Raw genomic sequence first — 12882 nt, 5'->3', positions numbered from 1 at the left:
GGCGGGGTGGGTGCGAGCCGGGTCGGGTGTGAGCAGAAGAGCCCGGCGGGGTCAGACCAGGCCCAGGCGCCGGGCCTCACCGGCCGCCTGGGTGCGCGAGGTCACCCCGAGCTTCCGCAGGATTGCGGTCATGTGGGACTTCACGGTGCGTTCGGCGATGAAGAGCTGATCGGCGATGTCGCGGTTTCCGGCGCCGGCCGCCACCAGGCGCAGCACCTCGAGCTCACGCGGGCTGAGGTGCTCGCCCGTGGTCGGGACGTCGAAGCCGGTGGCGGGTGCGATGGTCATCATCGCCAGCGCCCGCCCGACGAACTCGGCGTGGACGCCACGATCGCGGGCCGCGTGCAGCAGGGGGACGACGGGTTCACCGAGCTGGGCGACGATGCCCGCGAGTCCCCGAGCCTCGAGGTCACCCAGCGGACCCCGCGCTCGGTTGAGCGCCTCGTGCTCGGCGCCGGTGGCGAGCAGCGCCGCGGCCAGGTCGAGGGCCAGATGGCCCTGGCTGATGGCGAAGGCGGCGGCGCTCGGGACCGCCTCGAGGGTGGCCGCCAGGCGGTCGGCGGCGAGCTGGTGGTTGCCGGCCGACCGCTCGATCATGTGAGCGACGCTGGCCTGGGCCAGGGCCATCTCGTAGCCGTCCTCGGGGCGGGCGTGCTCGAGGTGGTCGGCGTACACGGACTCGAGGCCCGGGCGGTCGCCCCGGATCCACCGCGACCGCGCCAGGGCGTGGGCGTTCTGCGGCCGGTTGAGCAGGGCGATCGGGTCGTCGTCGCGCAACCGTGGCACGGCTAGCCGCTCGACCTCCTCGTGGCGTGACCGGGCGAGCGCGGCCATGAGCTCCACCAGGTCGAACTCGTGCGCCAGCCACCCCAGGCCCCCGGCCCGATCGCCGGCCAGGCGCCCGCTGTCGACCAATGCCAGCGCCGCGGTGACATCGCCTCGGAGAAAGGCCAGTCCCGCTCGGAGCCCCGACGCGGTGGCGTCGAGCACCGCGCTCTCGGGGGCCCGCCGCTGCAGGCGAAGGCAATGGGCCTCGACGACGGCCGGATCGATGGGCGCACCCAGCAACTTGAAGTCGAGGGCCAGCAGCCACCCCTCGCACACCTGGGGGTCGGAGGGATCGAGATCGATGACCTCCTCGATGCCCGCGACCACGCCTTCGGTGTCACCGTCGTAGTAGCTGAGCCACACCGCGGTGGCCAGGGCCGGCACGCGCTGGCTCGGTTGGAGGGGCAGCTCCAACAGCTCGGCTGCAGCGCCGCCCGCGCCCTCCCAGTCGCCGACCGCGGCCGCCGCTTCGCTGAAGGCACTGAGCGCACGGGAGAGACCGTCGTCGCCCGTGTCCCGCAACTCGTCGACCACTCCGGCCAGCACCCGGTGGGCCTCGACCATGTCGCCGTGGCGCACATCGATCGCTGACCGCAGCAGGCGTATCCAGGGCCGTGCCGCCTGGGTCTCGGCCGGGAGCGCGTCGAGCAGCGGTGACGGCAGGCGGACCAGCGTGAGCACCTGTTGCGCGCGGCCCACCGCCTCGATTCGATCGGCAGCCTCGTCCCAGCGCCGGGCCGCCAACAGGTACCCGATCGCCTCCTCATCGGTGCCCGCGGCCGCTGCGGCCCGGCCGTGCAGGTCGACGACCAGGTCGTCGCTGCTGGTGCGAGCCAACTCGGCCCGCAGGAACTCGGCGAACAGCTTGTTGTAGCGGTACACCGGCGGGCCCGAGCCGGCATCGAGCCGTCCCGCGAGGTTGATGTCGACGAAGTGCTCGAGGATCGTGGATGCGTTGTCCACGCCGGTTATCGCCCGGGCTCGACCGGCATCGATCAGGGGCAGGATGGAGGTCTTGAGCAGGAACTGACGCTCGGCCTCGGGGCAGGTGTCGAGCAGTTCGGCCGAGAGGAACTGGTGGATGTCCCGGGTGGCCACCGCATCGCGGACGGCGGCGTCGCGGTCCCGCTCAGGTGGCAGACCCTCCAGCGAGGACCCAGCCAGCACGAGCACCGCGGGCCATCCCTCCGTACGTTCGGTCAGACGGCGCAACGACTCGGGGTCGAGACCCAGATGGTGGACGTCGTTGAGCAGGCGGTCGACCTCGTCCGGCTCGAAGCGCAGGATGTCGGCCCGGAGCTCGCCGAGGCGCCCCCGGACGCGCAACAGCGCGAGCGGCAGGTCGGGGTCGTTCCGGGTAGTGGCGACGATCCGCGCCCGAGCGGGCAGCACGTCGACGAAGGCGGCCAGCGACTGCAGGGTCACCTCGTCGGAAACGGTCTGGAGGTCGTCGAGCACCAGGACCACGTCGCCCCCGACCTCGGCCAGGTCGTTGACGAGTGCCGCCGCGAACCGACGCCACTCGGTGGTGGGGCTCCGGACCGTCCGCAGGGCGGTGAGCAACGTCGACGGGGAGAAGCCGGCCTCGACGAGGGCGGCGGCGACCGCCGCCCAGAACGCATCGACGTCGTCGTCACCGGCGTCGAGGGTGAGCCAGGCACCGATCCCGTCACTCGCGCCGGTGGCATCGGCGTCGGCGAACCATGCCGCTGCGGCGGTCGTCTTGCCCCAGCCCGCCGGCGCCGAGATCAGCGTGAACGCGTGGTCGACGACGAGGCCGTCGAGGTGCTCGGTGATGCGGTCTCGTCCCACCACGCGGCGGCTGGGCGCGGGACGCCGCAGCTTGGTCCGGGCGATGGCCCAGGGGTCGAGCGGTCCGTCGGTGGCCATGGGTTCGGGGTTCACATTAGGTGGCCCCCTTGCGGCCGAGGGGAGGGGATCCCTCATTCGGGCACGTACCGGCGGTTCAGGCGCCGAGACCGCAATCGGTCGCACTGATCGGCGCCGGGCCCCGGCGTGCTGCAGACCGCTGCGCTGACCTCGGTGGGTGGTGGGAGCGGCACGCGTCAGAGGCCGACCACCAGCTCCTGGCAGTCGAAGGCACCTCGATCCGGCGGACCCCGTGTTCTCGGCGCGTCAGTAGGATCGGTTCGAGCAGCCCGCGGCCCGACGGGGGCCCCGACCCGGCCAGCCAGGAGATCCACCGATGTCCGAACCGACGATCGAGAACTACTTCAGCGAGGACCGCACCTTCCCGCCGCCGGCCGAGTTCGCCGCGAGCGCGCTCGCCAACGACCGGTCGCTCTACGACGAGGCCGACGCCGATTTCGAGGCCTTCTGGGCCCGCCAGGCCCGCGAGCTGGTCAGCTGGAGCCGTGACTTCGACACGGTGCTCGAGTGGGACCTCCCGGACGCGAAGTGGTTCCTCGGCGGTGAGCTCAACGTCTCGTACAACTGCCTCGACCGCCACGTCGAGGCCGGCCGAGGGGACAAGGTCGCCTACCACTGGGAGGGCGAGCCGGGGGACACCCGCACCATCACCTACTCGGACCTCTACGACGAGGTCCGGAGGTTCGCCAACGTCCTGAAGGGACTCGGGGTGGCCAAGGGCGACCGGGTGGCGATCTACATGCCGATGATCCCCGAGCTGCCGGTGGCCATGTTGGCCTGCGCCCGCATCGGCGCCGCCCACTCGGTCGTGTTCGGGGGGTTCTCGCCCGACTCGCTCATCGACCGCATCAACGACGCCGAGTGCGGGGTGGTCATCACCGCCGACGGCGGGTACCGCCGGGGCGCGGCCTCGGGCCTGAAGGTCAACGTGGATGCCGCCGTGGGCTCGACCCCGTCGGTGCGCTCGGTCGTCGTGGTCGAACGGACCGGCCAGGACGTCGAGATGGCCGAGGGCCGAGATCACTGGTACCACGAGCTCATGGAGACGGCCTCCACGGACTGCCCGGCCGAGCCCATGGGCTCCGAGGACCTGCTCTTCCTGCTCTACACCTCGGGCACCACCGCCAAGCCCAAGGGCATCATGCACACCACCGGCGGTTACCTCACCCACGTCGCCTTCAGCCACAAGTACGTCTTCGACCTCAAGCCCGACGAGGACACCTACTGGTGTGCGGCCGACATCGGCTGGGTGACGGGCCACAGCTACATCGTCTACGGGCCCCTCACCAACGGGGCCACCTCGGTCATCTACGAGGGCACGCCCGACACGCCGGGCAAGGACCGCCTCTGGCAGATCGTCGAGACCTACGGCGTCACCCAGCTGTACACGGCGCCGACGGCCATCCGCACCTTCATGAAGTGGGGCACGCAGGAGCCCCAGAAGCACGACCTGTCGAGCCTGCGGGTGCTCGGGACGGTGGGCGAGCCCATCAACCCCGAGGCGTGGATGTGGTACCACGAGCACATCGGCGGCGAGCGCTGCCCGATCGTGGACACCTGGTGGCAGACCGAGACCGGCGGCCACATGATCACCCCGCTGCCGGGCGTGACGACCACCAAGCCCGGCTCGGCCACCTTCCCGCTGCCCGGCATCGGCGTCGAGGTGGTGGACGACGCCGGGAACCCCATCGAGCGCGGCGGCGGCTACCTCACCCTCACCCGCCCCTGGCCAGGGATGCTGCGCGGCATCTACGGCGACCCCGAGCGCTACCACGACACCTACTGGAGCAGGTACCCGGGCCGGTACTTCGCCGGTGACGGTGCCAAGATCGACGACGACGGCTACCTGTGGCTGCTGGGTCGGGTGGACGACGTGATGAACGTCTCGGGCCACCGGGTGTCCACCACTGAGGTCGAGTCCGCCCTGGTCGACCACCCGTCGGTGGCCGAGTCCGCCGTCGTCGGGGCCAACGACCCGACCACCGGTCAGGCCATCATGGCCTACGTCATCTTGAAGGGCGACCAGACCGCCAGCCCCGAGCTGGGCGAGGAGCTGCGCGGCCACGTGGCCAAGAAGATCGGCCCCACGGCCCGCCCCAAGACGGTGATCTTCGTCCCCGACCTGCCCAAGACCCGCAGCGGCAAGATCATGCGGCGCTTGCTGCGGGACGTGGCCGATGGTCACGTCCTGGGCGACACCACCACCCTGGCCGACCCGTCAGTGGTGGACGAGATCCGGAACCGGGCGGCCGACTCGCCCCAGGAGGACTGAGCCCGGGTGCCGGGTGCCGTCGCGGGCGATTGGTACAACTGGTACTGGCGTGAAGGTCGGGTCGAACCCGGCCCCGCGGTCGTGTTCGACATGGATGGGGTGCTCTCCGACGCCGCCGGTCGCCAGCACTACCTCGAATACCCACGGCGCGACTGGGAGTCGTTCTTCCGGGCCTGCGGTGACGACCCCCTCATCGACGAGGTGGCGCGTCTCCTCTCCCTGCTCGACCAGGACCTCTCGGTGATCCTGCTCACGGCCCGCCCCATCCGGGTGCAGCCCCAGACCCTGGGGTGGCTCGACCGCTACGGGCTGCGCTGGGATCTCCTCATCATGCGCGAGCACGCCGACTACATGGCGTCCCGCCATTTCAAGGACCGCACCGTCGCCGAACTGCGCGACTACGGCTTCGACCTCCGCCTCGCCTTCGAGGACGACCGGCGCAACGTCGACATGTTCCACGCCAACGACATCCCCTGCGTCTACATCCACTCCGGCTACTACGACTCGTAGCGAGGTGGGGCACCAGCGGATCCTCCCCACGAGTCCCCTCGCCCGCTGACGCTCCGGCCTCGCCGACCGCGCGGTCTACGATCCGGGGAGTCGTCGAACGGAGCGGATCATGACTCGAGGATGGGTGTTCGTAGCGACGGCCGGGGCAGTGTTCCTGGTCTTGGCGGGGACGACGCCGGTAGCGGCCCGGGTCGCCACCCCCGAGAGCGCCGGCCCTCGTGAGGCCACGTCGGTCTTCGAGTTCACGGGCGTCGCGCAGACCTTCACCGTGCCCGACGGGGTCGCGCTCGTGTCCATCGACGCCTACGGCGCCCAGGGTGGCGATGGTGCCGCGGTAGCCGGCCTGGTCAACGGGACCTCCGCCGGCGGACTCGGTGCCCACGTCCGAGGGGATGTCGCCGTCAACCCCGGCGAGGTGCTCGAGGTCTACGTCGGTGGTCAGGGGGGGGACGGCTCGGCCACCAATTCCCCCTCGGCCACCGCAGGAAGCGGTGGCTTCAACGGTGGAGCGAACGGAGCGCCCTCCCAGTTGGACGTGTTCGAGGCCGACCGGAACTGCGGGGCCGGCGGCGGTGGCGGCGGTGGTGCCTCGGACGTCCGCCAAGCGGGCTCGACCCTCGATGAGCGAGTCGTCGTCGCCCCTGGCGGCGGCGGGGCAGGCGGCAGCGCGGTGTCGGCCGCGATCGGGGCCCCGAACTCCGCCGTCGCGGCGTTCGACGGCGGCACCGGTGGGTCGTTCGAGGGCGGCGCCGGTGAGGGCAACGGTGGCGCCGGCGGGACACAGTTCGGCGGCGGTGCGGGAAGCCAACCGAACAACGGCGGCGGCTACGGCGACGGTGGCATCGGATCCGGAGGCACCACGGCACCCACGACCTTCGTGAGCTGCCAGAGCGGCGGTGGCGGTGGGGGCGGCCTCTTCGGCGGTGGCGGGGGCGGGAGTGCCCCGAGTCTTGGCGGCGGCGGCGGTGGTGGCGGCGGATCGGCCGGCGGAGGAGGCCTGATCGCCGCGGACCGGGCCGGCGACGGGCGGGTGGAGATCACCTACACCGCACCCGTCACCCAGTGCAACGGCCAGGATGTCACCGTCGACCTCGGGCAGGGCCAGTCACCCACCGAGGGGGACGACGTGATCGCGGGCACGCCCGGTGACGACGACGTCGAGGGCCTCGGCGGCGATGACCTGTTCTGCGGGTTCGACGGCGACGACGCCTTCGACGGCGGCGCGGGTCGTGACCGGGCCCGGGGAGGTCCCGGACGGGACACCCTGCTCGGCGGCCTCGGGCGTGACGACCTCGTCGGCGGCGAGCACGCCGACCTGCTCAAGGGTGACGCCGGCGCCGACGTGCTCCTCGGTAGCGCCGGCTCCGACGTCGTGAAGGGCGGCGACGGCAACGATGCCTTGGACGGGGGGAAGGGTGGCGACACCTGTCACGGTCAGGCCGGCGCCGACACCGGCGTCCGCTGCGAGACGAGGATCGGCATCCCTTGACCGTCCGCCCGGGCTGGCGCGTGTCCCTTCGTCCAGCCCCCGGACCGGCTCGCGGGTAGACAGGCATGCGTTCGATCGTCGGCAACGCTAGACGTCGGTGGTGGGTCCACGTGGCCTCGGCGGGGACGACACCTTCTGCGGCGTCGGTGGGGCCGACACCTTCCGTGGCGGTGCCGGCCGTGACCTCGCGGTCGGGGGCGCGGGTCGGGATCGCCTCTCCGGCGGGCCCCACGCCGACGACCTGCGCGGCGGCGACCACGTCGTCGCGCTCAGCGGCGGCGCCGGCCCCGACCGCCTCTCCGGCGGTCCCGGGGACGACCTGCTGACCGGCGGACGCGGCACGGACGACTTCGTCGGCGGCCCCGGCTTCGACGAGTGCCGCAGCGACGGCTTCGACGTCACCCTGTCCTGCGACGTCGTCGCCATCCCCTGAGTACCCATTGCTGGACGCTCTGGGACCCTTACCAGGCGACCCTGGGTGCACCACCCCTTGTCAGTGGTGACCGGCGTCGGTACGGTCGCCTCATGGCCGTGACCGCGCAGCCGCACCCGCGCCTCACGGTGGATGAGTTCTTCGCCCTCCCTGGCGAACAGAGGCACACGCAACTGATCGACGGGGAGATCGTGGTGAACGCACCCAGCATGAGGCACCAGCGGATCCTCCTCTGGCTGGCGTACGAGCTCGAGACCTTCCGCCGAGCGCACCCTGGACTCGGTGAGCCCGGCCTGGAGATGGACGTGCCCGTGGGCGAGTTCAACGTGTACCTCCCGGACCTCTGGTGGTCGACGCCCGAGCGCGTGCCCGGGCCGCTGAGGTTCGACGGCATGCCCGACCTGGCCGTCGAGATCCGCTCGCCCAGCACGTGGCGCTTCGACATCGGGACGAAGAAGGACGGCTACGAGGCCGCTGGCCTCCCCGAGCTCTGGCTGGTCGACACCGCACGGGACCGGGTCATCGTCCACCGGCGGTCGCAGCCGGAGTCGCCCAGCTTCGACGTCACCATCGAGGTGGCCCCCGGCGAAGCGCTGTCGACGCCGCTCCTCCCGGGCCTCACCCTCGACGTCGCCGAGCTGTTCGCCCGCTGATCAACATGCGCGGCCGGACGTGCTGGTCCCGGCCGAGTACAGCTAGTCGCGGAAGTTGCTGAAGGACAGGGGGATGCCGAAGTCCTCTTCCCGCAGGGCGGCGATGACGGCCTGGAGGTCGTCGCGCTTCTTGCCGCTCACCCGCAGCTGGTCGGCCTGGGTCTGGGACTGGACGCCCTTGAGGCCGAGACCCTTGATGAACTTGTTGAGCTCGCGGGCCTTGTCGGACGAGATGCCGGCGGCGAGGGTGACGACCTGGCGGACCGTGCTGCCGGACGCCTCCTCGACCTTGCCGTAGTCGAGGGCCTTCAGGCTGACCTTGCGCTTGACCAGCTTCTCCTCGAGGAGCTGCTTGAGGGCGGTGAGGCGGTCCTCGCTGGCGGTGTGCAGGGTGATCTCGTTGTCACCCAGCTCGATGGACGAGTTGGTGCCCTTGAAGTCGTACCGCTGGCCCAGCTCGCGGCTGGCCTGGTCGACCGCGTTGCGCACCTCTTGTGCGTCCACCTCGGAGACGACGTCGAACGTTGGCATGACGCGACCCTACAGGCGGTAGTCTGCATGGCTCCAAGGGTCGGTGCCCGAGTGGCCAAAGGGAACGGGCTGTAAACCCGTCGGCATAGCCTACGGAGGTTCAAATCCTCCCCGGCCCACCACGAGGTCCCTCCTCCGAGGCGTTGCGACGCCCCGCAGGAGGGACCTCGTCGCGTCGGGTTGCGGCTGAGGCTCAGGCGCCCTGCAGCTCCGACAGCTTCAGCTCGTACTCGATGATCTCCTTGGCCTGCACGTCGGCCATCACCTCGGCGAGACGGCGCACCCGGGGGTCCTCGGCGTGGCGGGCGGCGTACTCGGCCATGGCCACGCCGCCGCGGTGGTGGGCGATCATCAGCTCGAGGAAGAGCTCGTTCTGCTCGTCAGGGTCGGCCGACTGGAGGGCCGCGAGCTCCTCCTCCGAGGCGTACCCCGGCATCTCGGCCACCGGCATCCCCAGGCCCATCCACGCCATGGCGTCGCGGTCGGGGTCGCCCCGCTGCTCGTCGCGCGCCTGGAGGTAGGCGTCCATCAGCCCGATCTCGTAGCGCTGCTCGATCAGGACCTCGCGGGCGAAGTCGCGCACGACGGGGTCGGAGGCGCTCGCCGTCGTGACGCTGGCCATGGTCACGGCCTGCTCGTGGTGGTCGAGCATGTCGTGCAGGAAGCCGGTGTCGACCGCGCTGTCGGGCGGGCCGGACGTGCGGTCGCCGATCAGGTAGCCGGCGGCGCCGGCCAGGAAGGCGCAGGCGAGCACGAGGATCACGACCTTGGCGGTGGAGAGCCCCCGTCGGGGGCCGTCCCCGCCCTCGTCCGCGCCGTTGGCCTCGCCTTCGGAGGGGTCCGTGGGCTCGTCGACCGCCGGTTCGGCGGCGCTCGTCTCCATGCTCTGAGGGTACCGGTGGGCGGTCGTGCTGCTGAGGGCCGAACGTCCTCTCCTCCGGCCCCGGACGCACGCCCGCTCGGCGATCCCCGGGAACCAACGCAGCCGGCCGGACGACCTCTGCACCAAGCGCGCCGCGCATGCGACCATCCGACGAGATCGCAAGGAGCCCCCATGTCACCGCTCACCCTCCGACGCCCCCTCGTGGCGGTCGGCGCCGCCGCACTCTTCCTGCTCCTGACGGCCCTGCCCGCCTCGGCTCATCTCCACCCCGACCCCGCCGAGGTCCCCGAGGGCGAGGACACGGAGGTGGGCCTCGCCGTCGAGCACGGATGCGACGACTCGCCCACCACGGAGGTGAAGGTCCGCCTGCCCGATGGGCTCGACGCGGCGGCCATGGTCAGGTCGGGTTGGTCGCTCGACAACACCGCCGGCGTGGTCACGTGGTCCGCGCAGCCGGGCAACGAGCTCCCCGCCGACGAGACGGGGGTCTTCGAGCTCCTGGTCACGCCTGACCCGGGGACCGAGGGCCGGACGCTCCCGCTGAAGACCGTGCAGACCTGCGAGACGGGCACGCTCCGGTGGATCGAGGTGTGGGACGGTGAGGGGGAGGAGCCCGAGCATCCCGCCCCGACCCTCACCGTGCTCCCCGCCGGCGCCGACCCGGGTGAGGACGATCACGGCGGCGGGCAGGACCCGGAGGACGGCTCCGACGACCACTCGGGCGACCACTCGGGCGACGGCGCCGTCGTCGACGACGGTGATCACGGCGACTCGGACGGCGCCACGGCGGACGACGATGGCCACCACACCGACGGCGCGGCCGACGAGGACGAGGACGGGCACCACACGGACGGGGCCGCCGACGAGGGCGACGACGATCACCACACGGATGCCGCGGCCGCCGACGGTGGGGACGACCCGGCGCTCGAGCCGACGTCGGCCGAGTCGCCCGCCGGGACCGAGGACGACGAGTCGGTGGGCATCGCCCTCGTCGTCCTGGTGCTCGCCGCCATCGGCTTCGGCGGCGTCATGCTCGTGCGGGCGAGGCGCGCGCAGCCCTGAGGCCGCGGCCGCTCAGCGGGGCGGCGCTCGTTCCCCCTGGGGCCGGGGCGGAGGCCCCTCTCCGTGGGGGCGGAGCGACGCCGCGTCCGCCGTCGGCTCGGGCTCCCCGGCCTCGTCGCCGGCGGTCGCCCGGCGCAGGAGCAGGAGCAGCCCGCCGAACACCGCCACCGCCGCCGCGGTGCCCAGGCCGGCGACGAGCCACGCAGGCAGCCCGGGGCCACCCTCGGCCTCGCAGGTCGCGGCGACGGCCCCACCCACCGGGCCGGGGGTCGACCCGGCCGCGGCGCGGTCGCCGTCCACCGTCACGGGGACGGCGAGCTGCGCCGGGGGGAAGGTCGAGGTCACCTGCATCGTCCACGAGCCATCCTCGGGGAACGTCAGCTCACCGGTGCGCAGCCCGGGCTGGTCGCCCACGGCCATGGTGACGGGCCGGACCTCCAGGTCCCCGGGCCCGGTGGCGCCGAGGGTCACGCGGGCGGTGTCGGCCTGGTCCCGGTCGAGCACGAAGGTCACGCACACCTCGACCGCGACCGTGTCGGGCCCGGTGGACTCGGCCCGAAGCAAGGTGATCTGACCGCCGCCACCATGGGCGAGTGACGCTCCCGCGGACGCGAGGGTGGCGAAAGGCGCGCCGGCGGCGACCAGCGCGCCCAGGAGGGCCGCCACGACGGGCCCGCGGTGCCTGCCGCGACGGAGCAGCCTCATGGGGCGGGAGGCTACCGGCGCCCCCGCCGGCGGTGTGGCGCGCCCCTATGCGGTGGGGTCGGCGGGGGAGGTGCGACCCGAGCCGGTGAGGCCGGCGAAGGCCCCCAGCTTCCAGAGGGCCAGGACCGACCCGACGGTCACCCCCACGCCCAGGCCGATGCTCAGGGTGACGAACACCCTGGCGCTGGCCTCCCCCCACGCGAAGGGCACCTGGGAGTGGCTGAGCACGCCGAGGTCCTGGAGGCCACCGAACACGGCGAGCAGCACGCCGGAGAAGATCGCAGCGAAGAGTCCGTCCCGCTTGGCCTTGAGGAGCATGGTGATGCCCGCGATGCCGACCGACCAGGCCACGACCGAGTACAGGAGGTTGGAGCCGAGGCTGGCCAGGTCGGGACCGCCGGCGCGCGCCCCGAGGATGCCCACGAGGTGGAACACGTCGGTGAGGATCAACGCGCCGAGGAGGGCGGCGATGCCCCGGCCCCACCATGTCCGGAGCCCCACGAACGCTCCCAGGCCGATGAGGCCGGCGGTCAGCAGGTACCAGGGCAGCGGGCTGGGCCCGGGGATCCAGAGCAGCTGCCCGGAGATCTCGAGCTCGTCACCCTGGTACCGAAGCGGGATGACCCATCGGTCCTCGACCACGAAGCGCTCGTCGGGGCGGTCGACGTCGGAGCCCATCCAGTGGATCCGGTGGTCGTGCCAGCGGGCCGTCTGCCCGGACGAGATCTGCTCCCACTCGGGCTCGGCGTCGGCGTCGGCGTTCTCGCCGCCGGCATCGGAGCCGGTGCGGTCACGGTTGAGGTAGGTGGCCGGCGAGCGCTGGTTCTCGAACACGCCGTCGGGCCCGATGCGCAGGTAGGGCTCGTCCTCGTAGCCGAGGACGATCACGTCGTCCTCGTTGGTGTTGGTGACGGCGATGCGGCTGCCCTTCTCCACCACCTCGACCTCGATGCCGGGCGTCTCGGGGGAGAGCCCCTCGAGGGTCGTGAGGTAGTTGGTGGAGCTGACCCCGGAGACGTTGTGGGCGGCGGCCGGCGCGGCACCGGCGACGAGGACGGCACCGGCGAGTGACAGCGCCGCGAGGCCGCGGCGCAGCGTCCTCACGTGGCGTCCGCCCGGCGCAACGCCTCGACGAGGTCGGCGCGGGCGCGCGCCACACGGGATCGGATGGTGCCCACCGGACACGAGCAGATCTCGGCGGCCTCCTCGTAGGAGCAGCCGACCACCTGGGTGAGCACGAAGGCGGTGCGGCGGTCGGGGTCGAGCGTGGCGACGAGGGCGTCGAGGTCGGTGCCCCCGGCGGTGTCGGGCGTGTCCTCGGTGACGGGGGTGCGGGCCAGGAGGCGTCGTCGGCGCACGGCCGAGCGCACCGAGTCGATGGCGGTGTGGCGGGCGATCGCCAGCAGCCAGGTGCGGGCGCTCGAGTCCCCGCGGAAGCGGGGAAGGGCCCGCAGGGCCCGCAGGTACACCTCTTGGGTGACGTCGTCGGCCTGGGCCGGCGAGGTGAGGTGGGCGCACACCCGCCAGACGTCGTCCTGGGTGGCCCGCACGAAGTCGGAGAGCGCGACCCTGTCGCCGGCCTGGGCACGAACCGCCAGCTCGGTGAGCGCATCCGAGTTCATCGGA

The 12882-nt window shown here is 72.4% G+C and carries 12 protein-coding genes and 1 tRNA gene; 7 read left to right on the top strand and 6 right to left on the bottom strand.

The genetic code is table 11. The annotated features are described in order from the left end of the window. Positions 1–51: 51 nt before the first annotated feature. On the bottom strand, positions 52–2718 hold the full coding sequence (locus tag JNK12_17895; protein ID MBL8777817.1) for an AAA family ATPase: 2667 nt from the start codon (positions 2716–2718) through the stop codon (positions 52–54). A 316-nt stretch (positions 2719–3034) separates the two neighbouring features. On the opposite strand from JNK12_17895, the gene acs reads away from it, so the two are divergent. The 5 genes from acs to JNK12_17870 all read left to right on the top strand — a co-directional run bounded on the left by acs (position 3035) and on the right by JNK12_17870 (position 8075). Continuing rightward, positions 3035–4990 carry an acetate--CoA ligase gene (acs, locus tag JNK12_17890; GenBank protein ID MBL8777816.1) on the top strand — a complete coding sequence of 652 codons (1956 nt, stop codon included), beginning with the start codon at positions 3035–3037 and terminating at the stop codon, positions 4988–4990. Positions 4991–4996: 6 nt separating this feature from the next. Beyond that, positions 4997–5500: a hypothetical protein gene (locus tag JNK12_17885; GenBank protein ID MBL8777815.1), complete on the top strand. Its 504-nt coding sequence runs from the start codon at positions 4997–4999 to the stop codon at positions 5498–5500. Between the two features lie 124 nt (positions 5501–5624). Then, complete coding sequence (locus JNK12_17880; protein ID MBL8777814.1) at positions 5625–6989, top strand: hypothetical protein; 1365 nt, start codon at positions 5625–5627, stop codon at positions 6987–6989. 100 nt (positions 6990–7089) lie between these two features. Next, positions 7090–7422 carry a hypothetical protein gene (locus JNK12_17875; GenBank protein MBL8777813.1) on the top strand — a complete coding sequence of 111 codons (333 nt, stop codon included), beginning with the start codon at positions 7090–7092 and terminating at the stop codon, positions 7420–7422. 92 nt (positions 7423–7514) lie between these two features. After that, positions 7515–8075 (top strand): Uma2 family endonuclease, encoded by a 561-nt coding sequence (locus tag JNK12_17870; GenBank protein ID MBL8777812.1) that lies wholly within the window; start codon positions 7515–7517, stop codon positions 8073–8075. 42 nt (positions 8076–8117) lie between these two features. On the opposite strand, the gene JNK12_17865 is transcribed toward JNK12_17870, so the two are convergent. Then, positions 8118–8606: a YajQ family cyclic di-GMP-binding protein gene (locus JNK12_17865; GenBank protein ID MBL8777811.1), complete on the bottom strand. Its 489-nt coding sequence runs from the start codon at positions 8604–8606 to the stop codon at positions 8118–8120. 37 nt (positions 8607–8643) lie between these two features. On the opposite strand from JNK12_17865, the gene JNK12_17860 reads away from it, so the two are divergent. Continuing rightward, positions 8644–8728 (top strand) — tRNA-Tyr (locus tag JNK12_17860). 71 nt (positions 8729–8799) lie between these two features. Here the strand turns inward: JNK12_17860 and JNK12_17855 are convergent. After that, positions 8800–9489, bottom strand: a complete 690-nt coding sequence (locus tag JNK12_17855; GenBank protein MBL8777810.1) for a DUF305 domain-containing protein — start codon at positions 9487–9489, stop codon at positions 8800–8802. Between the two features lie 171 nt (positions 9490–9660). Between JNK12_17855 and JNK12_17850 the strand changes: the two genes are divergently transcribed. Continuing rightward, positions 9661–10551 carry a DUF1775 domain-containing protein gene (locus JNK12_17850; protein ID MBL8777809.1) on the top strand — a complete coding sequence of 297 codons (891 nt, stop codon included), beginning with the start codon at positions 9661–9663 and terminating at the stop codon, positions 10549–10551. 12 nt (positions 10552–10563) lie between these two features. Here the strand turns inward: JNK12_17850 and JNK12_17845 are convergent, their stop codons facing one another. Genes JNK12_17845 through JNK12_17835 form a run of 3 tightly spaced genes read right to left on the bottom strand, consistent with a single transcriptional unit; the run spans position 10564 to position 12878 of the window. Then, on the bottom strand, positions 10564–11256 hold the full coding sequence (locus tag JNK12_17845; GenBank protein MBL8777808.1) for a hypothetical protein: 693 nt from the start codon (positions 11254–11256) through the stop codon (positions 10564–10566). Between the two features lie 45 nt (positions 11257–11301). Then, positions 11302–12360, bottom strand: coding sequence for a hypothetical protein (locus JNK12_17840; protein MBL8777807.1), 1059 nt, complete (start codon positions 12358–12360; stop codon positions 11302–11304). Continuing rightward, positions 12357–12878: a sigma-70 family RNA polymerase sigma factor gene (locus JNK12_17835; protein ID MBL8777806.1), complete on the bottom strand. Its 522-nt coding sequence runs from the start codon at positions 12876–12878 to the stop codon at positions 12357–12359. Before JNK12_17835 ends, JNK12_17840 begins: the two co-directional genes overlap by 4 nt. Positions 12879–12882 lie beyond the last annotated feature (4 nt).

Source organism: Acidimicrobiales bacterium (genome assembly GCA_016794585.1).
Taxonomy (GTDB): Bacteria; Actinomycetota; Acidimicrobiia; order Acidimicrobiales; family DATDAH01; genus JAEUJM01.
Note: the sequence above shows the minus strand (reverse complement) of the source record. Positions and strands in the feature narration are given on the sequence as shown.

Excerpts from the sequence above, each read along its gene's own strand:
- JNK12_17895 (MBL8777817.1), bottom strand. The coding sequence starts at position 2,718 with ATGGCCACCGACGGACCGCTCGACCCCTGGGCCATCGCCCGGACCAAG.
- acs (MBL8777816.1), top strand. The coding sequence starts at position 3,035 with ATGTCCGAACCGACGATCGAGAACTACTTCAGCGAGGACCGCACCTTC.
- JNK12_17870 (MBL8777812.1), top strand. The coding sequence starts at position 7,515 with ATGGCCGTGACCGCGCAGCCGCACCCGCGCCTCACGGTGGATGAGTTC.
- JNK12_17865 (MBL8777811.1), bottom strand. The coding sequence starts at position 8,606 with ATGCCAACGTTCGACGTCGTCTCCGAGGTGGACGCACAAGAGGTGCGC.
- JNK12_17855 (MBL8777810.1), bottom strand. The coding sequence starts at position 9,489 with ATGGAGACGAGCGCCGCCGAACCGGCGGTCGACGAGCCCACGGACCCC.
- JNK12_17850 (MBL8777809.1), top strand. The coding sequence starts at position 9,661 with ATGTCACCGCTCACCCTCCGACGCCCCCTCGTGGCGGTCGGCGCCGCC.
- JNK12_17845 (MBL8777808.1), bottom strand. The coding sequence starts at position 11,256 with ATGAGGCTGCTCCGTCGCGGCAGGCACCGCGGGCCCGTCGTGGCGGCC.
- JNK12_17835 (MBL8777806.1), bottom strand. The coding sequence starts at position 12,878 with ATGAACTCGGATGCGCTCACCGAGCTGGCGGTTCGTGCCCAGGCCGGC.